A 21,574-nucleotide genomic window follows, 5' to 3' on the forward strand; every position below is an offset into this window, starting at 1 on the left:
TCCATTTTATTGTTGAATTATCCTTGGGAACAATTTCTTGGTTTCAAGTTGTTTTGAACTAATTGATTAAAGCTCACTGGGTTTATCTGATACGTCTCCATATTTTCAAATATCCTCTGAATATGTTCGATATCACGTTCCCGTTCCTTGTTTAAACTGGAAGGGCAAACAGGGTCGTATGTTCCTGGATGAAATACCAATTCGGAGTATTGCGCTGGCTCCAGGTCCCTAAGCCAAGCATCTATGGGGTTAAAGGAATCCAAAGTACCAAAAAAGTACTTCTTACAGGTTGTAGACACTCCATCATAAACAGTTCCATGGTTTCTGAATGGCAGCTGCTGTTCTTTGCAAAACCCTGCTACTACCTCATGATAATTGGTGTGCAAATGCTCCTTATGAATATCCAGATGTGAAGGAGTTTGGTCAAAAATCCGGCTAAACTTTTCAAACTGGTTTTTTACCTGCTCCAAGTGCCTATCATACGTAAACTCTACATGGAGTCCGACACTTATCTCTGAATCTCGCATGAGATATTTTAAGTGCTGTACTTGTACCTCTTGATAATCACTTATCCGGTCGACCATTACTGTAGTTGAAGTAATTTTACGTTCTTCAAGAAGTTTGATTATGGTCTGATTGAACTTTTTGCTCAATCCAAAATCATCAGCATTGATAATCAATTTGGCCATGCTATCCGGAGTTTATGATGTAGTAAGTCTTCGTTTATATTCCCCAAGTGCATCCGCCAGGCGTTGTTTGGAAGTTGAATCCCCAGGAACATTATGAGACGGATGAATATGAAGTTGCACCCCACGATCAGCCAGAATTTCAGCCACCGTGGTCACCGTCATCCACACAGCGGTTACAAAAGCCATGGTAGAGACGGGACCAACTTTGTCGATATGGTTTTTTAAGGGTACCGAGGCATCTTCGGAGGGAGCGCAGGTGTCCACAACCAAGTCTGCCAATTCAAACAAGGTTTTGCCGCAAGAGTGTTTAGTAGTCTTGCCTTTGGCTTCGGCCGCCGAACCAAATACTACGACCTTCATCCCCTTATCCTTGGCTTCTAAAGCAATGTCGATGTTCACCTCATTTACCCCGGTATGGGAGAATAACCACATGGTATCCCTGGTATCAAAATTATGGCTTTTCATAATTTCACGACCGTAGCCTTCCACCCGCTCCAAAAATATAAATTGGTCCACGCCCATCTGCCCTGTAATGTTGGTGAAAAAGGTAAGAGGTAACTCCACTATGGGATGGAATCCGACGAACCCGCCAATTCTAGGATACATTTCTTCTATGGGAAGTGTAGCATGGCCACAACCAAAGGTGTGTACCCATCTACCCTTTTCAATGGAATCTGCCATAAGGGTAGCAGCCTTGGTTATATTTTCCATTTGTGTGGCCTCTATTTTGTCCATCACGCTCCTTGCGTTGTTCAGCCATTGTTTTGCCAGCATGTTTTAAATTTTATTGGTTTTTAAATGATATCTATTCTTGACAGTAAAAAGTAGTAGCAGAACTGCCACTATAAATGCGGTCATAAAATAGGGGAGCACTTTTACCCCGTAATGTTGCGATACTTGCCCCATAAAGTAGTTGGCCAACACATTGCCCAACAAGGCAATGGTAATGGCGATGCTAAAGGCAGTTCCTGCCAATTTTGTGTACAACTGCCCAATATATCCAAGAATAACAGGGAATACTGCTGCTATGCCAAAGCCAATTATGGACATCCCTGTTATCAGTGAGATTTCTGTGGAACCATAAAGCACAATGATGCAACCAAGCAGTGCACCTACCAAACCTATGGCGGTGACCTTAAAGGGGTCAAATACGCGAAGAAATTTGCCCAACATTAATCTTGCCAAGGTTATTCCGGCCACGAAGGAGGATAATATAAACAGTGCTTGGGACGACTCCACTTCCTTGATCTTTTCCAAATAGGTGGTGGTCCAGTTATTGGTCAACCCTTCAATCCCACTCTGAAAAAAAAGTAGCAAACCAAACAGCAATAAGGTTGTGTCTTTAAGCATGGCCAGGCCATCTTTAAGAGGGAATCCCATGGCTTGGGCAGATTTTGGAAATGCAATGACCGTAAAGAAAACAGTGGCGAGCAATACAAAAACCCCAATACTGCCAAAAACGACCTCGAAGGGGTAAACATCCTTTAATAACCCTAAAAGAACCGGTGTTCCCAAGGCACCCACTCCAAAAAACACGCCCAAAAGGCTAAGGTTTGCCGCATGGTTGGTTTCGCTGATTTCAGAAACCAAGGCATTCGTAAGTCCATTCAGAATACCTCCGCCCATACCAATGGCAAAAACCGAAAGATGCAACAAGGTAGCCGCATTGGAAAACACGATACCCTCTAGTCCAACAAATGTCAGCAGACTTCCGGTGATCAAGATTCTTTTATAGGAAAGCCAATCAACCAAGGGTCCAAACACCAAGGATCCCGCCAAAATACCAGAGGGTAACAAAGTCAACAATAATCCTGTTTTTGCATCATTCAATTTGAACTTGTCCGTCACCTCCGGGAGAATGGAGCCGAGAGAAATCATAACAATGCCGAACAGTAACATCCCAATACAGGCTGCCGCGAACACCAATCCTTTGTTATATCCTTTAACTTCCATTTGTGGTTTTGGTTATTTCTTGAATCGCCAGGTAGGCCGCACCAAAAAGTCCAGCATTGCCACCTAAATTGGAGGCCTCCAGGGACATTTCCTGCATGGATATGGGTTGCGCCCATTTTTTGGCTTCCTCCAGAATCTGATCAAAGAATTGTATCGCCGGACCAAACACCCCTCCGCCAAATATCACCTTCTCTGGATTAAAAATGCTTACCAAATTGGCAACCGCCATTCCCCAGTACAAAATAGCTTTGTTTATGACCTCAATGGCCACGCGGTCTTGGTTCTCATAAGCCTTAAATATATCTTGTGCGGTAAGTTGCGAGCGGGTTATTTCCCTAAGGGAACTTCCCTTCCCAACGGGTTTGTCCATTACTTCTATAGCGGACCGGACAAGTCCATTCCCAGAGGCGTAAAATTCAAAATTGCCACAGGATTGATAATGCTCCGAAAATGGGGGTTCCATGCCCAACCAGCCAATGGCACCTCCAACCCCGCTTGCACCACTTATTATCACATTTTTAGATAAGATTCCAGCCCCGATTCCCGTCCCAACAGCAAGAAAAATAGCATCAGAACAGCCCTTTGCACAACCTTGCCAAACTTCACCAAGAATATAGCAAGACCTATCACTTTCAATAATCAAATGGATGGAGGGATCTTCAATGAGCTCGGTAAGCTCATCCCAAAGTGGAATCTGGTCCCATTCGGGAATGTTGGGTGCCCAAACCGTTTTTTTTGAAGGATTGTAAATCCCAGGAACGCAAGCTCCTATTGCATTTACCTCATAATTGTTATCTCTCGCAATGCTGATAAGGGACAAGGCCATTTCGGCAATTTTACCAATCAGCTGTTTCCCTTTTTTTTGGCCCACTGGTTCAATCTCCTGCTTTAAAATGGAGCCCCCAAACTCAAAAAGGGCTGCGGAGACCTTGGTTCCACCAATATCAATACCAATTACGGCGAAATTTTGTTTCATTTTTGCAGTAGTTCGAACTAAAAATAACTATAAATGAATTAAAAAGGCATTATTTTATACAATGCATGCAGGTTTCATGCAATTTTAATCAAGACGTCTTAACGCGACAAAGGGTTTACCTGTTGCGCAGTTATACCCGTGGCGACAAGAACAATCAGATCAAATGGATACCTAGATCCTTATATGGGGATAATTTGGTGTCTTTTGGATTAAGTTCCGTGACCAAAACATCGATTTGCTTTGGCTTACATATGGTAAAAGCTTGTTTTAAACCCAATTTTCCTGAAGTAGTCAAGGATATCACCTTGTCCGAAGCTGAAACCACGGCCCTCTTAATAAGCGAAACATCGTAGGAGCCCTCGGTAATTCCTTCCTCATGGCCAATGCTCCCAGTGCCTAAAAAACACATGTCAACATGAAGGTTGGAACACCTCTCAACCACATCCGCGCCAACAGCCACCATTGATTTTTTATGGATTTTTCCACCCAACAGAATAATTTCAATCAGTGGATGATCGGTGAGTTCCATGGCAATGGGCAGGCAGTAGGTAAAAACCGTGGCCCTTAAATCCTTTGGAATGGCCCTGGCAAAAGCAAGATTGGTGGTGCCGTCACTAATAATCATAGTCATTCCATCCTTTATTAAGGGAATGGCCTTTTTGGCAATCAAGTTCTTCTCTTGCTGGTTTTTGACGACATTGTCGTTATAGTAGTAGAGTTTTTGGATTGAGGATACTGCACCTCCATGAACCTTGGCAAGCAATCCCTTTTGGGCCATTTCATTCAGGTCCCTTCGAATGGTATCCTCGGATACCAATAATTCATCCGCTAACTGTTGGGTAGAAACTTTTCCTCCCAACTGGAGTTTTTCTAGAATAGAGTCCTGCCTTTTGTCTTTCTGCATTTGGGAATTTATGGTGTTCCAATTTACAAATTAGCGCGAATATGTTATTGGCAATCCCAAAATTCCTGGATGACAGTAGGATTTACTGCAATATAAAGGGAGGTCCATAGCCTTCAAATTAGCCTAATAAAGTTTGTCCTTGCCGTCGGTCAGCCAGTCAAGCGAAAAACTTGTAAACACGTTCTGGGAATGTTCGTCTTTTTCAAAGACAAGTCCAATTTCGCCATTTTCCAAAACGGTTAACGTGGAATAAGCGGAACTTCCTTCATAGATAGTTTTTCCCTCGGTCCAAGTTTTTCCTTCGTCATAACTCACCCGAACGGTCATATTGGTGCGCCCTTTTTCGGATTTGGCATTGGAAAACAGTAAGCGGTTGCGCTTAAAACCATCTTTTTTGGACGTATATCTGATAATGCTGGCATTACAACCAGGGTCAATTAGGGTGGAGTCTGGTTTGGATTGCCATGTCTTGCCTTCATCATTGGAAGTGTGCACATAGCGCAATCCACCTCCATTGACCCTGGCGTTGATCATCCAGGACCCATTATCCAATTCAACAATTTTGGACTCGTTGGCCGGTTGGATGGGGGTATTGATTAAAAACCATGATTTCCCGTGGTCATCACTTCCAAAAACATGCATGCCACTATCCAAATTCACCATGCAATGCACCAATTTTCCGGTACTGGTTTGTATACCTCGACCTGAGGTAATGAACTTGAAATCGTTTTTCCAATCCGGTTTGGCAATTTGGGTGGTAATATCTTCTGGTTGACTCCAGGTTAACCCATTGTCCGAACTTTTTATCACATGTAGGTAATACACGTCTTTTTCCTTATCCAGGTCCATGTAATTGTAGAACATAAAAATTTCATTGGTCTCCCTATCTACTATCATTGAAGGGTCTGAGGCGGACTGGCCTAATGGATAGTCAATAATAGTTGTAGTGGGTGACCAAGTCTTGCCATTATCGGAACTTCTTCGAACAACAATGTTGATATCCTTGCTCCATTTTAGGTCTCCACAAGAAGGTACCCGCTCATCAATGGCCACCACCAGGTCGTTGTTTGGAGCCGTTACCAATGCCGGTATCCGATAGCATGAAATTTCATCATTTTGGGTAGCATCAAATAGGTTCTTGAAACTAACCTCTTCCACCATCTTGCTTTTTGAGGATGCTGTTTTTTTAGAGTTTGATTTGTTTGATTCCATACATGAGGAAATAAGAACCATTCCGATTGAAAGAATTACCAAGTTTTTTATTACCATTGCAATATTAATTATGTCCTACATAATGCAAAAATAAAAATTATATTTTTGCTCATGATATTTATTGGAACTTTTATTTGACAGATGAAAAAACTAACCAAAATAGCGCCCATTGAAAACTTGTCCTTAGTGGATAAAGTGGAATTACGCCTAAAGGAATACTTTAAAGAGAACAATCTTAAAATAGGTGACTCCATACCCAAAGAACTAGAATTTGCCCAGGCCATGGGGGTTAGCAGAACATCTGTTCGTGAGGCCCTACTGCGGTTAAGGACCATTGGAATCATCGAATCCAAAAAACATAGGGGCATGGTGCTTACCCAACCCGATATCATTCGAAATTTTGAAAAGGCCATTGATTTCAATTTATTGGGCGATCAAACTTTGAAAGATATTTTTGAGCTACGCCTAATTCTTGAAATGGGAATGGCCGACCTACTGTTCGCGAGAAAAACGGAACAAGACCTCAAAATCTTGGACAAAATTGTAAGTAAACAGGAAAAAGAGGAGAAGAATACCAACTTTTTCAGCTTGGAAAATGAGATTACCTTCCATGGCAAGTTGTATCAAATGTCCAACAATTCCACCTTGCAACGTTTTCAAGATTTGTTGTTACCCGTGTTTCAATTTGTACATGACAATAAGTTGCCTGAAGCCAAAAACTTCAAGTATTCGTCTGGAAAGTTTGTGACGCATCGCGATTTATTGAACATTTTGGACAAGGGTACTCCTGATGCGTTTAGGGAAGCCATGCGAAAGCATTTGGAGCCACATTTTGAGCAAATTTTGGAAGCATAGACCCTACTTAGCGCTTGAAACTTGTTTCAACTGCTAAACATTTCGCGTTTTAAACCAATAGCATCAAATTGGGCACTTAATACGTCTAGATCCATATCGGAAAGTGTGCTATGAGGGAACCTGCTAGGGCCACATTCAACCCCTAAAATCTTCATAAAACTTTTGGCGGCTCCGTTATACCCTCCATGGTTTTGTAGCATTTCCACAAACTTAATGGCTTTCGACTGCAGTTCCATGGCTTGTTCCATTTCACCTCCTTCAAACTGTTCCATGATTTTGTGGTAAAGTGGGGCCAGATGGTTGTACGTACTCCCCACCCATCCTTTTGCCCCAACCGGCAAACTATTTAGGAAGAGTTCGTCGTAGCCAAATAAAATATTGAACTTACCGTTCTGCGATTTTTTGCATTGACCAAAACCAATTAAATCGTTGTCCGTAAACTTAATTCCAGCCAAATTGGGAATCTGCTGTGCTCCCATTTCCAAAAAGGCTTCCATATTTAGCCGGGCTCCCGACAAGGCCGGGATATGATAGTAGTAAAATGGCAAGTTGGGAGCGCTCCTGGCTATTTCTCTGCAATATGCTATCAACTTTGCGACACTATCCAACTTAAAATAATAAGGAGCAATGGCGGCAATGGCATCTACCTTATCGGAAGCATGGGTGGCCATCTCCTTAGCTTCTTCCAAATTGGTGTGTCCAACGTGGTCTATAATCTGGAGATTTGGAGAACGATGTTCAGACCAGGCCTTTGTGATTTGCTTCCGTTCTCCTACGGACAAGGAGGTGAAATCCCCTGTGGTCCCATTGATAAAGGCCCCATTCACCTTGTTCCTAACCAAGAAATCCCTATATCCCGATATGGCCGATGTGTTTATGGTTCCATCCCCGTGCATGGGAGAATAGGTTGCTGCTATTAAGTTTTTGATCATCATATTTTTTTATAAAAAATAAAAAAAACCACCATCCTTGGTCCTAGCTTATTTGAGCATTATGACATACATAAGTCAATATTATATGAAAATCATAGAACGCCAAAATTTTTAACCAAAAAGTCAAGATTGGATAGTTTTGATATTGAAGGTTCAACATTTCAGTTACGCTGTTGAATTTGGAGTGTTCCTACCAAATTGGTATTGGAGGATTAAGCTTGATTTGACTACCAAGCCATTAGGTAATACCATATCGATATACTATCTTAATCCCATGACTTTCGCGCTAATTTTGGTGGCCCATTGGGTAGGGGACTACGTATTTCAGACCAGTAGAATGGCTATGGAGAAAAGTTCCAAACTCAAATGGCTTTCTCTCCATGTGCTTATGTATATGGTTACCCTAGGCGTATTTTCAGCTTTTCTTTTTCCGGCAAAGCAGGCTGTTACCTATGTGGTTGCAAATGGTCTTTTGCACTTCGTAACAGATTTCTTTACCAGCAGGCTGGCTTCAAAATATCAGGACAACCCCAGAATCTTTTATCCGGTACTCGGTTTTGACCAACTGATTCATGGCCTTTGCCTGTATCTAACATTCATTAACTTAGAAAACCTAATTTAACTAAATGGAAAATAACAGTCAGGCAACTCCCAACGGTTTCATTAAAACATTAACCATTATCCATCTAGGTTTAATGGCTGGCCCAACCATTTTTGGTTTTATTGCCTATTCCCAAGCCGAGAATTCCGTTTTGGATTATTCCAACACAGAGGATGTCTTCATATTCGTAGTTCCCATTTTTGCCTTGACTGGGATTTTTGTGGGCAATCTTATCTTTAAACAAACCATGAACGCTGCCAGTACCATAGAGGGGCTTCGTGCAAAATTGACCCGCTTTCAAACGGCATCCTTGGTTAAATATGCCCTTGTTGAGGGTCCGGCCCTTTTAGGGTTTGTGGCCTTTTATATTTCCGAAAACCTTACCTATCTATATATAGGAGCTGTTCTGATTCTTTACCTGTACTTGCTCAGGCCCACCAAGGACAAGATTGAAAGGGGTTTGGGACTTAGGGGCCAGGAAAGAGATCAATTTAACAGGCTAAACCAGCCAATTCCTTAATTATTCTTTCTTGAGTTCCAGTTTTTCAGCAAAATAATCGCAGAAATCCCGCATGGTTGCAGTCATCTTTTCGTCTTGGGTGGCCTTCATAAAAGTATCGGCCATGGTGACCAAGGTTTGATGAAAAAACACTTTCATCTCGTCAACAGGCATATCCTTGGTCCAAAGGTCAATTTTTAAAGATTCCTTATGCTTGCTGTCCCATACCGAAAGCATCATGGCCTTTGCCTCCTCATTTTCGATTCCGCCATCTTGGGCCGACCAGTTCAATGCTTCAGGTACTCGATTTTCATCAAGCCCAACTGTTAATTTTATTTCAGAAGTATGTGCTACTGCCATCTATTTTTTCGGTTTGTAGTTTGATTTTTTAAAAATTTCATCCGCTGGTATAGCCAACATTTGTTCCAGGGTCACCTCGTTCTTGTCCATAAATGCCCTAACAATCTGCCACCCCATATACCTGCCCAATCTTCCAGGGGAATCCCGGTCCAATTCCAATTGAAACTTGGAAAAGGGTGCCGGATCCAGAAAACGCCTATCCAGTTTGGCATCCGTACTGTATAGTAATTCATTTTCTACAAAATGTCGCCAAATTTGGGATTCGCTGTCACGGGCCCAGGCGAGGTCTTCTGGAGAATAACCAATTTTCTCCCCATCGGTTGCATTGGGCAACAATTTGTCCTTGAGGTACAGCTCTTTACCATAATATACCATTCGAGCCAAGAATGTCCGATTTCTAGGGAACTTCAACACCTGTTTGGAAAAAGCACTTGCCACATCTGAGCACAGGTATCTTTTATCCAGGCCTTCCGCTATATACCTTTGGATGCTCCCATAAAAATGATGGTCCGGTCCCAAATAGTTGTCCAGACCCAAAAGCAATAGGGTATCCGTAAGTATAACCCGATCATTGTATCTAACGTCCGAAGTTACCGTGACCACCTTGGGCACCTTCCATTTGGGAAAGTAGTATTTGATGTGTTGGAAAAGGGATTTTAAATCTTCCGTCTCTTTATCAAAATTGCCAAAAGCCTTATCTACTTCTTCGGACAGCTCTGTTTGGATGGTATCCGAAAACTTGGCCACCCACATGCTATCCGGAAATTGGGAAGGGAAAAGGTAAGGATATCTTTTCTTCAATCGCGGTAAATCTGCGGGACTTGCATCCGCAAAATCCCGATCAAACCTGGAAACGGAAAGTTCTAGGGGAATCTTGGAGATCTCATCTGCCTTTTTATCTCGATTATCACAACCGATTACCAGAAACAGCAGTCCAAGCAAAATAAGGCCACTTCGCGATAGAATTCCAAAGTATTTTGGGAAGCTCTTTATTATTAGCACGTCAGCATTTAAATTTACAGGGCACAAAGGTAAATTATAGAAACTAAAAACTAGGAAATGCAAACTGAAAAGGTGATAGAACATATTGTTGATTGGTTAAAGGACTATGCCACAAAAGCAAACTGTAAGGGGTTTGTGATAGGTGTATCCGGAGGGATAGATTCTGCGGTCACCTCTACCCTTTGTGCCAAGACAGGGTTAGATCTTTTATGTCTGGAAATGCCCATCCACCAAGGTAAAAACCAAGTTACCAGGGCAGATAGACACATCGCTTGGCTCATGGAACATTTTCCCAATGTAAACCGGCAAGAGGTAAACCTCACCCCGGTTTTCGATAGTTTGGTTGACGCACTCCCAGGGGTTGAGAAGGAAGAAGACCGATTTATGTCCTTGGCCAACACCCGGGCACGACTTCGAATGACGACCTTATATTACTTCGCAGCGCTCAAGGGCTATTTGGTTGCTGGTACGGGGAATAAAGTGGAGGATTTCGGTATAGGATTCTACACCAAATATGGTGATGGAGGTGTAGACTTAAGCCCAATTGCGGATCTATTGAAGACGGAAGTATATGAAATTGGGGGAGCACTGGGAGTTAACCAAGATATTATGGAAGCCGCCCCAACAGATGGTCTCTGGGGAGACCATAGAACCGATGAAGATCAGATAGGAGCCAGCTATCCAGAATTGGAATGGGCCATGCAAATGAACGAGGAAGGAAAGACAATTGACGACTTTTCTGACAGACAAAAGGAAGTTTTCGTTATTTTTAAAAAGTTTAATACTTCCAACAAACATAAGATGATTCCGATACCTATTTGTGAAATTCCTGAGGCCTTAAAATGACGTTTTGACCGAAAAACCCCAACTTAAGACGAAAAAAACCCCAGAAATTCTAAGGTTTTAAGAAAAAAATTACAGTTTTACGTTCTCAATTTGTTAACTTGCCTGCTACGCCACGTAAGGATTTAAGTACTAAACAACGTAAAACTCAAACCAAATGATTAAAGTATTAATAGCTGACAACCATCCCATTGTTCGCTTGGGCCTTAAATCGGTCCTGGAACATAGTTCAGATATTGAGGTCATTGCCGATGTTTCCACAACTTCAGAGCTTTTTGAAACATTGGAGGATGTTTCCCCGGATGTAGTCATGTTGGAAATGGACATTCCAGAAATAAACGGAATTGCCACCTTAAGAAAACTGAAACAAGATTTTCCTGCCGTAAAAACCTTGATGTACAGCGGACAGTCTGAAGATGTGTATGCCCTGAGCACCATTCGGGCAGGAGCCTTTGGCTACCTTTCCAAAAGTGCAGATCTGGACTACATTATCACTGCCGTTAAAAAAGTAAGTCAGGGGAACATGTTCATTACCAATGAGCTGGCACAACGCTTAGCCTTTGATGAAGGAACCCAAAAACCAAGAAGATTCTTTAGAAAACTATCTTCAAGGGAAGTGGAAGTCCTTAAACTTCTCGCCAGCGGAAAAAGAAACAAAGAAGTTGCGGAAGGATTGAACTTGAACGAAAAAACGGTTAGCACCTATAAAGCACGTTTGATGAAAAAACTAAACGTGGACAACTTGGTAGACTTATTACAGCAGGCCAAAGCGCTGGAACTGTACTAGACTGACCCACATATACATTTCAGAATCCCGGACTATGTTCCGGGATTTTTTGTTACGAGAGCACGCGGTTCAATTTGGCATTCAGCAGTTTGTTCAGTTGGAGGTAATTCACAATTTCTTCCAGAACTTCGCTATTGTCGCCATTATTGTCCTCGGTATCTTTTTGGAGTTTTTTGATCCTGCCCTTGATAAGATTGCAGCGCAAGGTTAAGATGGTTTCAGCTACCAATTGGGCCACACCCTGATTCTTTGCTTTGGGATAAATGTCCTTTCGTTCCCAATCATGCAGCGTATAGCGTTCCTCTTCCATTAAAATTGAAGAAACCTGATTGACCATTCCTTGATCTAAGTTGGCCAAAAAAGAGTTGGTGGTAAACTCTTCTTTTTCATTTAAATCCTCGATAAGTTTATAATAAATAGTACGAAATTGTTCATTGGTAAGTTCAATTTCATCCTCCTGAAGGTCTAGATAGACTTTTTCGTACACCTTGGCCTCCACAATTTCAGGTTCCAAAACCAAATCCCCTTCTTCATTTTCCTTCAGCACCAAATCTTCGAACTCCTGTTTTTGACTTCCATAAAGCAGCAGCAATTCGATGATCTGTTTTTCCAGTTCGTACTGCACATCCACCTTTTGGGTCGTCTGCTCAGACTTGACCACTTCAAAAGCCTTTTGCTCTTGCTTCCGTTTTTTGGTGGCATCAAGTACATCCTTTTTATTGATTTGAGCCAGGGTATTGTAGAGCACCTCTTCCGAAATCTGCATGATCTTTGCACATTCCTGAATGTAGATTTCCTTTTTGATCTGGTCGGGTATCTTGCTTATGCTATTCACGATATCCCTCACCGTATCCGCCCTTTTTATGGGGTCGTTCGCAGCTTCCTTGGCCAACAACGAAGTTTTGAACTGGATAAAATCCTTGGAATTTTCTTCCAGGTACAGCACCAATTCCTCATAGGTGTTGTTTTTGGCAAAGCTATCGGGGTCTTCCCCTTCGGGGAAGGTACACACCTTAACGTTCATTCCCTGTTCCAAGATCAGGTCAATGCCCCGCAGTGAAGCCCTTAGACCTGCAGCATCCCCATCGAAAAGTACCGTAATATTTTTGGTTAGCCTATTGACCAACCTAATCTGCTCAGGGGTCAGTGCGGTACCACTTGAGGAAACCACATTCTGCACCCCCCTTTGGTACAACTGGATCACATCGGTATAGCCTTCCACCAAGTAACAGTTGTCCTCTTTGGCAATGGCCTGCTTGGCATAGTAAATCCCGTAGAGTACCTTGCTCTTATGGTAAATCTCACTTTCGGGTGAGTTTAGGTATTTGGCAGCTTTTTTGTCATTGGTCAAAATTCGGCCTCCAAATCCCAATACCCTTCCGCTCATGGAATGGATGGGAAACATGACCCTACCCTTAAACCGGTCAAATTTTTTGGACTCTCCTGAAGTTTGCTCCTTAACGATGGTAAGTCCCGTTTTTTCCAAAAACTCCACTTGGTATCCTTGTTCTTGGGCTTCTTTGGTAAAAGCCTCCCATTCATCCAAACTATATCCAAGGGCAAATTTCTTGATGGTCTCGTCCGAAAAGCCCCGTTCCTTAAAATAGGTTAGCCCGATGGCTTTGCCGGGTTCTGATTCCCAAAGGGTCTCAGAAAAGTATTGCTGGGCATATTCGGAAACCAAGTACATACTCTCACGTTCATTGGCTTGTTCCTTTTGCTCATCTGTCTGCTCGGTCTCCTCTATTTCAATATTGTATTTCTTGGCCAAGTATTTTATCGCCTCTGGGTAGGAGAAATGTTCGTGCTCCATTAAAAAAGCAACCACATTGCCTCCCTTGCCACTACTAAAATCCTTCCAAATCTGCTTTACCGGGGACACCATGAAACTCGGGGTGCGCTCATCGGTAAAAGGGCTAAGACCCTTAAAATTGGAACCCGATTTTTTCAATTGTACAAAGTCCCCAATGACCTCTTCAACCCTAGCGGTCTCGTACACTTGATCTATGGTGGTCTTGGAAATCAAATTTTGGATTTAAACAGGCTTTAAAGGTAGCGAAAAAACGAAATTTTTAGTGAAATACCCCATACGTCAATTGAAAAGGGGCATCCGTCAACCCAACCCCTTGAATTTTACATCCTTGACCTACTTTATGGAAGTTGATTGGAGACCAGAAACCACAAACGGGGCGGAACCGAAAAGCCATACGAGTAGGACAACCAACAAAACATAAATATGAATTGGTATTTAAAAGTATTAAAACAATATGCAGATTTTAAAGGAAGGGCAAGACGTAAGGAATTTTGGATGTTTGAGCTGTTCCACATGATTTTCATGGTGATTGCCATATTCTTGGATGTTGTACTGGGGTTGGCAGATACCGGCGTCGGTATTCTTTACCCCATTTATCTGCTGGGTACTTTTGTTCCCACCCTCGCCGTAACTGTAAGAAGGTTGCAAGATATTGGAAAAATTTGGACATGGATATTTATTGGCCTGGTTCCAGCAATAGGCGGGATTTGGTTACTTATCCTTTTGGCTAAGGACAGTGATCAAGGTGAAAACAATTATGGGATAAATCCTAAACTGGCAGCCGCTTAGTATCCTTGATCAACCTCCCCTCCTTTTACAACATAACCCTAAACAAGAGAAAATGGAATGGTATAAATACTGCACAAATTATAAGAGCATTACCCATAATAAATACATTTATAAATGACTAGAAAAGATTACAATTCAAAAAATATACAATATGCGAGTTTTACAACTAGGATTGGAGCCATGATTTTGGATTTTTTAATCGCCTTTTTTATCGCAATAATTCTAGTCACCCTTGTTCTCGTTCCAATTGCACAAAATTATACTGGTTTAAATGAAGAGCTAGATAAATCGATTGTGGTAACTCTATTACTCGTGTATTTTTTTGGAGTTCCAATATTAGGAATACTCTATAGGTCTTTATTTGAATGTTCAAAACTGCAAGGAACTCCTGGAAAGGCAATCTTAGGTGTTTTGGTTGTCGACGATGAATTTAGGAGAATTTCGTTGGGCAAGGCCCTTATAAGGAATTTTGTTAAAATATTTTCATCATTGATTTTTTATGTTGGATACCTGGTAGCCGCAGGAAATGAAAAATGTGTAACATGGCATGATTCAGCGGCAGGAACATTTGTTATAAAAAAATAAAATGGAATGGTATTTACAAGTTCTAAAAAACTACGCAAATTTTAAGGGCAGGGCCCGCAGGGCTGAATATTGGATGTTTACCCTGTTCTGCCTGTTCTTTAGTCTATTTGCCGTTGCCCTGGACAATGTTTTTGAAATTGCCATAACAAATTTAGGTTTTGGCCCACTCTATATATTGTATGTACTAGCAGTTTTTCTCCCTGCCCTTTCTGCCACAGTAAGGCGTTTACACGATGTTGGAAAAAGCGGATGGACCCTTTTGGTATTGGTTATTCCAATTGTAGGGGTTCTTTGGGTTTTTATCCAGTTGATAAAGGACAGCGAACTTTATGATAATCCTTATGGGCCATGTCCCAAGGAATTTTAGAAAGCTCCATCTTTAAGGCGTCAGGCGCATCTGGGAAATTTGTAAATTCCCTTAAAAATGACATGTTACTCTTCTTCGGAACCAGACCGGGCAAAAAAGAAACCAAGGTTTTAGCCGAGGTCCAATGTCCGCATTGCGGACAAAATGGAACTTTGACCGCCGTTTCCCAAGCCAACTACATTCATCTATTCTGGATTCCCTTGTTCAAAATTGGTGTTTCCCAATTTGCGGAATGCACGCATTGCAAAAGGGGTTTTTATAAAGAAGAGTTTTCCAAGGAAATGGAAGGGGCCATGTAAATACTTGACCCCACCGTCCTTCGGACACCTCCCCTATCTTCAAAATTTTAATTAGTGTCCAAAACAAGAGAGGAGTACTTCAGGGCTATAAATCGAACCTGAGACCCAAAGAAATATTGTGTTGTTCTACCACGGCATCTTTAAAAATGGGATTCAAATCATATTTTACATATAGAAGAATCTCATCGAAACCTATATACCCGCTAATCCCATATATCAAATCGCTGGTGTTATAATCCCGTTTAAATTTGTCCTTTACGTTTTCTCCGTCACGTGAATATTTGAGCTTCTGCCGTGTTCCCAGATTAATTCCACCATAACCTCCAATACCCAATCGAAATTGGTTATGAATGGAGTAACGGATACTCTTTTCTGTTTCCCGAAATCGGGACGGGCCAAATTCAAAATGTACTGGAAAGACCAAATTGTCCATCCGAAGTTTGGATTTATCCAATTCGGACTCAAATTCCTCCAAAACCGTTTGATCTCCATTTTGGACAAACACTTGATTGTCATCAGGCTTTAGACCATTGAACTGAAAGGAAAATCCATAGTTAAAACGTAACCAATTGGTATTCTTAAATACCCGTGTACGCCACTGCCACCCCATCTCAAAAAAGCGACTGCCTCCTATTTTATAGGGGGAGTCATCTAAGGATTGACCATCAATCAAAGCATTGTTAAGCCCAATCGCAAAAACGGGGTCGGAATACGTTCTGCGATCATATTTAATATCATCCTTCCATCTTCTAGAGTTGGTAAAGAAAATAGGCTCCCCATCAATTCGAATTGAAAACCCATCCTCATCCTCCCATCGGTCCCTCTCCTCTGCAATGGTCAAGGTCTCCCCTTGATTTCGCTCCAAAAGTGAAATTTGATGGTCTATTATGGCCACTCTATTTTCAATATTCAATGCCCTTTTTTTAGCTGCTTCCGTTTTCAATAATTTCGCCTCCTCAACATTTAAATCCCCCTTTTCCAGTCGCTTATTGATACTCTCAACCTCTTCCTTTAGAGCCTCCTTCTCTTGCTTGGTAATTTTTTCCTTTTTTTCCCTTAAGTCTTCAATTTTTCGCTGATAAGGTTCTTGTCCGACAAGATTTTGTGATAGCAACAACAATACAAATGCTACCAGGTAAAAAGTAATTGTTCTCATGATTGATTTGATTTACCCCTCTTAATCTCCCCTCCCGTGTAATTCCGGGAGTGGGAAACTAAAAAGGTATTTTGATTGATGAATAAGTTCTAGTTGTTTCTGTCTGCCACTGCGGTTCGTAATTTGAAATACCCATCCTTGAGCGCATCAAAGATTTGATCCCTAAAAGATCCGTCCAGTTCGTCTTCGACTTCGGTTAACAGGGCCATGGCGTCGACTTTACCATTTTCGACAAACAATTTTTCTTTGAGGATATCATTCTGGGCGGCCCGAAGCAAGGAGTCCACTTCGGCATCGCTCACCTCGGTGTTCACAGCTTCCAAAAGCGCTACCTGGGCCATTACTTGATTTATTTTTTGAGCGATTAGCGGGTCGGTTTCTTGTATAAGATTACTTTGAATGGATTGTTTGGAAGCTACTTCCGTTTCATCCAAAGGCATGGATTTCAAAGTTTGATTCTCCATTCCTTGCTCTTGCAAATTTTCGGTGCCATTTTCAGTAACCACCAACTCGGATTCAGTCCCATTCTCATCCACAAATTCTGTTTGCCCTTCCAAAGCAGGGATCACGGGGCGCAAAAGGGAATTTTCATCAACCACCTGGGTGGGCTCATTGTTTTCACCTGATGCAAAAAAGAAAACGGATGCCAAAAGCAAACCCACAAACCCTGCCGCAATGGCATATACATATTTTCTATTGGATTTCGTGGCGACAGGCGTATCCAACTGGCTTGAAATTTTTTCCCAAGCCCCTGGAGATGGCTTGATCTCACGATTCCCCAGTTTGTCCTTGATGTGTTTTTCCAATTTCTCCATAACTCCTTCTATTTTTGTCTTGTCTGAGCTCGACTTGTCATTCCCTGTAACTTTAAATTTTCTTGAAGCATCTTTCGAGCCTTGAACAATTGTGATTTTGAAGTGCCTTCTGATATTTGCAGCATTTCTGCTATCTCATGGTGCTTATAACCTTCTATAGCATACAACAAAAACACCATTTTATACCCTTCTGGCAAATTATCTATCAGCTGCTGTACATATTCCACATCCAAAATAGAGGATTGCTCTTCCGATTTTTCCATCTGCTGGTAAGCCTCATCATCATAAACCACGAACTGCTTTTTTCTCAAAAAAGAAATACTTTCCCTCACCATAATTTTTCGAATCCATCCTTCAAAACTTCCCCGGTGTTCAAAGGAATCCAGATTGCGAAACACTTTCACAAATGCACTGATCATTACGTCCTCCGCAAATTGCACATCCTTAATGTACTGACGGCAAACGCCCAACATTTTAGGTGCAAACTTTTCATAAAGCAACTTCTGATAATGTGGGTCACCAGAAATGGATTTTTTGATCAGCTGCTTCTCATTAGTATATAAGGAAACGATTTTCAACAGTGGTTCTCGTTTAGTTTGTTATAAAGATAGACGTGGTGGTTCTTAAAATGGTTGCCTCTTGGGAAAATTTAATGGGATATAGGTGCTGAACGAGCACTTTAACCCATCTAGCATCTAGTATCTAGTATCTAGTATCTAGTATCTAGCAAAATCTATTTTTTACGATCAACCACGTAGTTGACCATTAAGGTAAGTGCACTTTTATATTCCGAATCTGGATAAGAATCAAGCAAGGACAAGGCTTCGTCCTTAAAGGCAAGCATCTTGGTGACCGCATATTCCAAGCCTCCCATTTCCTTAACGTAGGCGATCACTTCCTTCACCCTTTTCTTGTTCTTATTGTGTTTTTTGATGGAGTTTATGAGCCATCGCCTTTTTTCCTTGTCACTTTGGTTTAAGGCATAAATAAGGGGTAGGGTCATCTTCTGTTCCTTGATATCAATTCCGGTGGGTTTGCCTATTTTTTCCTCTCCATAATCAAACAAATCATCTTTGATTTGGAATGCCATTCCACAGAGTTCCCCAAAGCGTCTAAAAGCTTCAACCGCTTGGGAATCAGGATTTACGGAACAGGCACCCATACTACAACAGGCTGCTATAAGGGTAGCTGTTTTTTGTCGGATAATATCGTAGTAAACTTCCTCCGTAATATCCAAAAGGCGGGCCTTTTCTATCTGAAGGAGCTCGCCTTCGCTCATATCCCTGACAGCATTGGATATGATATGCAAAAGATCATAGTTTTTGTTTTCCAGAGCCACCAAAACCCCTTTTGAGAAAAGAAAATCTCCAACAAGCACGGCTATCTTGTTTTTCCAAAGGGCATTAATGGAGAAAAAGCCTCTTCGCTTGTGGCTGTCGTCCACCACATCATCATGAACCAAACTGGCGGTATGGATCAACTCAATGATGGATGCGCCGATATAGGTCCGCTCGTTAACATGCCCATTATTGATCAACTTGGCGGTAAGAAAAACAAACATCGGTCGCATTTGTTTTCCCTTCCGGTTTACGATATAGTAGGTGATCCTATTGAACAAGGCCACCTTAGAGGACATGGATTTGAGAAATTTCTCCTCAAAAAGCTGCATTTCCTGCTCAATGGGTTCCCTAATCTGCGAAACTACCTTCAATACAATCCCTTTGGTTAACTTGGTTTTGGAAGCCTAAAAGTAGGGAAAATGCTAGAGTTGGTCATCGGAAGTTTCCAGTTTTAAGATGGGCGGCCTAAAGCGTCGACCAAATACAGTTAACAATTAACAATGACCCTTGAACATTGTTAACTGTTTATTGTCCATTGTTCATTGTTTATTCGCCAATTGTCCGCAGGCCGCATCAATATCCTTGCCCCTTGATCTTCTGATAGTCACGGTGATATTGTTTCGTTCCAAGGTGCGCTTATACATTTCCACTGCTTGGTCCGAAGCTTGTTGGAAATCACCATCATCTATGGGATTGTATTCGATAAGGTTGACTTTGGACGGTGCAAAGCGGCAAAACTTTACCAAGGCGTTGGCCGCCTCTTGAGTGTCGTTGATCCCCTGCCAAACCACATATTCGTAGGTGATTTTATTCTTGGTTTTGGCATACCAATATTGCAGGGCCTCCCTCAAATCTTTAAGTGGAAAAGTAGCATTGAATGGCATTATGGAGGTCCGCACCTCGTCGATGGCAGAATGCAAGGAAACGGCCAGTCCGAACTTCACCTCTTCATCGGCCATTTTCTTGATCATCTTTGGGACACCCGAAGTTGAGACCACAATTCTTTTTGGTGACATTCCCAGTCCCTCTGGAGAGGTGATTTTTTCTATGGCTTTTATAACGTTGTTGTAATTCATGAGGGGTTCTCCCATCCCCATAAATACAATATTGCTCAACGGGCGACCAAAATACAATCGGCTCTCATTGTCTATAGCTACAACCTGGTCATAGATCTCATCTGGATTAAGATTGCGCATTCGCTTTAATCGTGCCGTGGCGCAGAACCTACAGTCCAAACTGCATCCCACCTGACTGGAAACGCAGGCCGTAGTTCTTGTTTCCGTTGGTATCAGCACCGATTCCACCACTAGCCCATCATGAAGTTGGACGGCATTTTTGATGGTCCCATCCGCACTGCGCTGCATTTGGTCCACCTTAATGTGGTTGATCACGAAGTTGTTCTCCAACATCTGTCGGGTTTCCTTGGAAATGTTGGTCATGGCCTCAAAGGAATGGGCAGACTTTTGCCAAAGCCATTCGTATACCTGGTTCCCTCGAAAAGCCTTGTCTCCCTGTGCAACAAAAAAGTCACGCAGTTGTTCCTTGGTCAATGCCCGTATGTCCTTCTTTTTGATTTCCACCTTTTAAAGATAGTCAAGAAAAATCCCGAATGGCCAAAGCCAGACGGGATCATAATGTTCTGATTCCTTCAATTTGGGAATCTATTTTTTAGATAACCAACATAGCGTCACCGTAGGAGTAAAATCTATATTGCTCCAAAATGGCTTGCTTGTATGCTTTTTTCATCAAATCGTGCCCAATGAAAGCCGAAACCATCATCAATAAGGTAGATTTAGGCAAGTGAAAATTGGTAATCATACAGTTCGCAATACTAAAATCGTAGGGAGGAAAAATGAACTTGTTGGTCCATCCCTCAAAAGTATTCAACGTATGTTCCGATGATACGGCACTTTCCAAACCGCGCATTACCGTGGTGCCCACCGCACAAACTTTTCTTTTATTGGTCTTGGCATTGTTCACCACCTCGGTAGCCCTTTCATCAATGACCAATTCCTCACTGTCCATTTTGTGCTTGGACAAATCCTCTACCTCAACCGGATTAAAGGTTCCCAATCCTACATGGAGGGTCACTTCTGCAAAATCAATCCCTTTGATCTCCAACCTTTTCAACAAATGCTTGGAAAAGTGCAAGCCTGCAGTTGGGGCCGCCACTGCACCTTCGTACTTGGCGTATATGGTCTGATATCGCTCTTCATCTTCTGGTTCCACATCCCGTTTGATGTATTTGGGAAGCGGGGTCTCACCCAATTCTCTCAACTTTCTTCTAAAATCCGTATAGGATCCGTCGTATAGAAAACGTAGTGTTCTACCTCTAGAGGTGGTATTGTCTATTACCTCAGCAACCAAGCTCTCGTCCTCTCCGAAATACAGTTTATTCCCAATTCTAATCTTTCTTGCCGGGTCCACAAGAACATCCCAAAGGCGTTGCTCCTGGTTCAACTCACGAAGCAAAAACACTTCAATTCTTGCCCCGGTCTTTTCTTTGTTTCCATAAAGTCGTGCTGGAAAAACCTTGGTATTGTTCAACACCATTACATCGCCCTCATCAAAATAGTCGATAAGGTCCTTGAACATTTTATGTTCAATTTTTCCGGTTTCCCTATGAATTACCATCAGTTTGGATTCATCCCTGTTTTCGGCAGGGTATTCGGCCAATAGTTCTTTGGGTAGTTCAAAATTGAAGTTTGATAATTTCATGTAGACTTTTTTTGGAAATTTTTAAAGAGCGCAAATATACAATCTCGATATAGGGGATGTCAAGTAATTTGGTGATTAA

General features: G+C 41.9%; 25 protein-coding genes. 9 read left to right on the forward strand and 16 right to left on the reverse strand.

The features are described from left to right. Positions 1 to 17 precede the first annotated feature (17 nt). The 6 genes from M3P07_RS16375 to M3P07_RS16400 all read right to left on the reverse strand — a co-directional run bounded on the left by M3P07_RS16375 (position 18) and on the right by M3P07_RS16400 (position 5,734). Complete coding sequence (locus tag M3P07_RS16375; protein ID WP_249971005.1) at positions 18 to 689, reverse strand: ChbG/HpnK family deacetylase; 672 nt, start codon at positions 687 to 689, stop codon at positions 18 to 20. A 12-nt stretch (positions 690 to 701) separates the two neighbouring features. Further along, entirely contained in the window at positions 702 to 1,463 is a 762-nt protein-coding gene (locus tag M3P07_RS16380) for a sugar isomerase domain-containing protein (RefSeq protein ID WP_249971006.1), read from the reverse strand. 3 nt (positions 1,464 to 1,466) lie between these two features. Continuing rightward, entirely contained in the window at positions 1,467 to 2,642 is a 1,176-nt protein-coding gene (locus tag M3P07_RS16385) for an MFS transporter (RefSeq protein ID WP_249971007.1), read from the reverse strand. Continuing rightward, positions 2,632 to 3,618 (reverse strand): ROK family protein, encoded by a 987-nt coding sequence (locus M3P07_RS16390; RefSeq protein ID WP_249971008.1) that lies wholly within the window; start codon positions 3,616 to 3,618, stop codon positions 2,632 to 2,634. The genes M3P07_RS16385 and M3P07_RS16390 overlap by 11 nt, the downstream gene beginning before the upstream one ends. Positions 3,619 to 3,772: 154 nt before the next feature. Next, positions 3,773 to 4,522: a DeoR/GlpR family DNA-binding transcription regulator gene (locus M3P07_RS16395; RefSeq protein WP_249971009.1), complete on the reverse strand. Its 750-nt coding sequence runs from the start codon at positions 4,520 to 4,522 to the stop codon at positions 3,773 to 3,775. Positions 4,523 to 4,645: 123 nt separating this feature from the next. After that, on the reverse strand, positions 4,646 to 5,734 hold the full coding sequence (locus M3P07_RS16400; protein WP_249971010.1) for a sialidase family protein: 1,089 nt from the start codon (positions 5,732 to 5,734) through the stop codon (positions 4,646 to 4,648). Between the two features lie 141 nt (positions 5,735 to 5,875). Here M3P07_RS16400 and M3P07_RS16405 point away from each other — a divergent pair, with 141 nt between their 5' ends. Then, positions 5,876 to 6,589: a FadR/GntR family transcriptional regulator gene (locus tag M3P07_RS16405; protein ID WP_249971011.1), complete on the forward strand. Its 714-nt coding sequence runs from the start codon at positions 5,876 to 5,878 to the stop codon at positions 6,587 to 6,589. A 26-nt stretch (positions 6,590 to 6,615) separates the two neighbouring features. Here M3P07_RS16405 and M3P07_RS16410 read toward each other — a convergent pair whose 3' ends face one another. Further along, a complete protein-coding gene (locus M3P07_RS16410) occupies positions 6,616 to 7,524 on the reverse strand; it encodes a dihydrodipicolinate synthase family protein (RefSeq protein WP_249971012.1) in 909 nt (302 codons plus the stop codon). A 271-nt stretch (positions 7,525 to 7,795) separates the two neighbouring features. Between M3P07_RS16410 and M3P07_RS16415 the strand changes: the two genes are divergently transcribed. After that, positions 7,796 to 8,143: a DUF3307 domain-containing protein gene (locus M3P07_RS16415; protein ID WP_249971013.1), complete on the forward strand. Its 348-nt coding sequence runs from the start codon at positions 7,796 to 7,798 to the stop codon at positions 8,141 to 8,143. Positions 8,144 to 8,147: 4 nt separating this feature from the next. Beyond that, the gene (locus M3P07_RS16420) at positions 8,148 to 8,642 is read left to right on the forward strand and encodes a hypothetical protein (RefSeq protein WP_249971014.1); all 495 of its coding nucleotides are present in this window, start codon (positions 8,148 to 8,150) and stop codon (positions 8,640 to 8,642) included. Here the strand turns inward: M3P07_RS16420 and gldC are convergent, their stop codons facing one another. Both gldC and gldB read right to left on the reverse strand, forming a co-directional pair. Then, on the reverse strand, positions 8,643 to 8,981 hold the full coding sequence (gene gldC / locus M3P07_RS16425; protein ID WP_249971015.1) for a gliding motility protein GldC: 339 nt from the start codon (positions 8,979 to 8,981) through the stop codon (positions 8,643 to 8,645). Beyond that, positions 8,982 to 9,974 (reverse strand): gliding motility lipoprotein GldB, encoded by a 993-nt coding sequence (gldB, locus tag M3P07_RS16430; protein ID WP_470299697.1) that lies wholly within the window; start codon positions 9,972 to 9,974, stop codon positions 8,982 to 8,984. It lies immediately after the preceding gene. Positions 9,975 to 10,040: 66 nt separating this feature from the next. On the opposite strand from gldB, the gene nadE reads away from it, so the two are divergent. Beyond that, a complete protein-coding gene (gene nadE / locus M3P07_RS16435; protein ID WP_249971017.1) occupies positions 10,041 to 10,829 on the forward strand; it encodes an NAD(+) synthase in 789 nt (262 codons plus the stop codon). A gap of 154 nt (positions 10,830 to 10,983) precedes the next feature. After that, complete coding sequence (locus tag M3P07_RS16440; RefSeq protein ID WP_249971018.1) at positions 10,984 to 11,613, forward strand: response regulator; 630 nt, start codon at positions 10,984 to 10,986, stop codon at positions 11,611 to 11,613. A 52-nt stretch (positions 11,614 to 11,665) separates the two neighbouring features. Here the strand turns inward: M3P07_RS16440 and dnaG are convergent, their stop codons facing one another. Next, positions 11,666 to 13,639, reverse strand: coding sequence for a DNA primase (gene dnaG, locus M3P07_RS16445; protein WP_249971019.1), 1,974 nt, complete (start codon positions 13,637 to 13,639; stop codon positions 11,666 to 11,668). Positions 13,640 to 13,849: 210 nt separating this feature from the next. Between dnaG and M3P07_RS16450 the strand changes: the two genes are divergently transcribed. The 4 genes from M3P07_RS16450 (at position 13,850) to M3P07_RS16465 (ending at position 15,466) form a co-directional block, all read left to right on the forward strand. After that, positions 13,850 to 14,215 (forward strand): DUF805 domain-containing protein, encoded by a 366-nt coding sequence (locus tag M3P07_RS16450; protein WP_249971020.1) that lies wholly within the window; start codon positions 13,850 to 13,852, stop codon positions 14,213 to 14,215. Positions 14,216 to 14,329: 114 nt separating this feature from the next. Further along, a complete protein-coding gene (locus tag M3P07_RS16455; protein WP_249971021.1) occupies positions 14,330 to 14,800 on the forward strand; it encodes an RDD family protein in 471 nt (156 codons plus the stop codon). Between the two features lies 1 nt (position 14,801). Next, a complete protein-coding gene (locus M3P07_RS16460) occupies positions 14,802 to 15,167 on the forward strand; it encodes a DUF805 domain-containing protein (RefSeq protein ID WP_249971022.1) in 366 nt (121 codons plus the stop codon). Then, positions 15,149 to 15,466: a zinc-ribbon domain-containing protein gene (locus M3P07_RS16465; RefSeq protein ID WP_249971023.1), complete on the forward strand. Its 318-nt coding sequence runs from the start codon at positions 15,149 to 15,151 to the stop codon at positions 15,464 to 15,466. The genes M3P07_RS16460 and M3P07_RS16465 overlap by 19 nt, the downstream gene beginning before the upstream one ends. A gap of 85 nt (positions 15,467 to 15,551) precedes the next feature. Here the strand turns inward: M3P07_RS16465 and M3P07_RS16470 are convergent, their stop codons facing one another. The 6 genes from M3P07_RS16470 to queA all read right to left on the reverse strand — a co-directional run bounded on the left by M3P07_RS16470 (position 15,552) and on the right by queA (position 21,495). Further along, positions 15,552 to 16,622, reverse strand: coding sequence for a tropomyosin (locus M3P07_RS16470; RefSeq protein WP_249971024.1), 1,071 nt, complete (start codon positions 16,620 to 16,622; stop codon positions 15,552 to 15,554). Between the two features lie 89 nt (positions 16,623 to 16,711). After that, complete coding sequence (locus M3P07_RS16475; protein WP_249971025.1) at positions 16,712 to 17,437, reverse strand: hypothetical protein; 726 nt, start codon at positions 17,435 to 17,437, stop codon at positions 16,712 to 16,714. 8 nt (positions 17,438 to 17,445) lie between these two features. Then, entirely contained in the window at positions 17,446 to 18,015 is a 570-nt protein-coding gene (locus tag M3P07_RS16480; protein ID WP_249971026.1) for an RNA polymerase sigma factor, read from the reverse strand. Between the two features lie 155 nt (positions 18,016 to 18,170). Further along, entirely contained in the window at positions 18,171 to 19,148 is a 978-nt protein-coding gene (locus tag M3P07_RS16485; protein WP_249971027.1) for a polyprenyl synthetase family protein, read from the reverse strand. A 168-nt stretch (positions 19,149 to 19,316) separates the two neighbouring features. Beyond that, positions 19,317 to 20,357: a dual-specificity RNA methyltransferase RlmN gene (gene rlmN / locus M3P07_RS16490; protein WP_249971028.1), complete on the reverse strand. Its 1,041-nt coding sequence runs from the start codon at positions 20,355 to 20,357 to the stop codon at positions 19,317 to 19,319. An 88-nt stretch (positions 20,358 to 20,445) separates the two neighbouring features. Beyond that, positions 20,446 to 21,495 (reverse strand): tRNA preQ1(34) S-adenosylmethionine ribosyltransferase-isomerase QueA, encoded by a 1,050-nt coding sequence (gene queA / locus M3P07_RS16495; protein ID WP_249971029.1) that lies wholly within the window; start codon positions 21,493 to 21,495, stop codon positions 20,446 to 20,448. Positions 21,496 to 21,574: the final 79 nt, after the last annotated feature.

Origin of the sequence: Flagellimonas myxillae (assembly GCF_023502235.1) — a bacterium.
Taxonomy (GTDB): domain Bacteria; phylum Bacteroidota; class Bacteroidia; order Flavobacteriales; family Flavobacteriaceae; genus Flagellimonas; species Flagellimonas myxillae.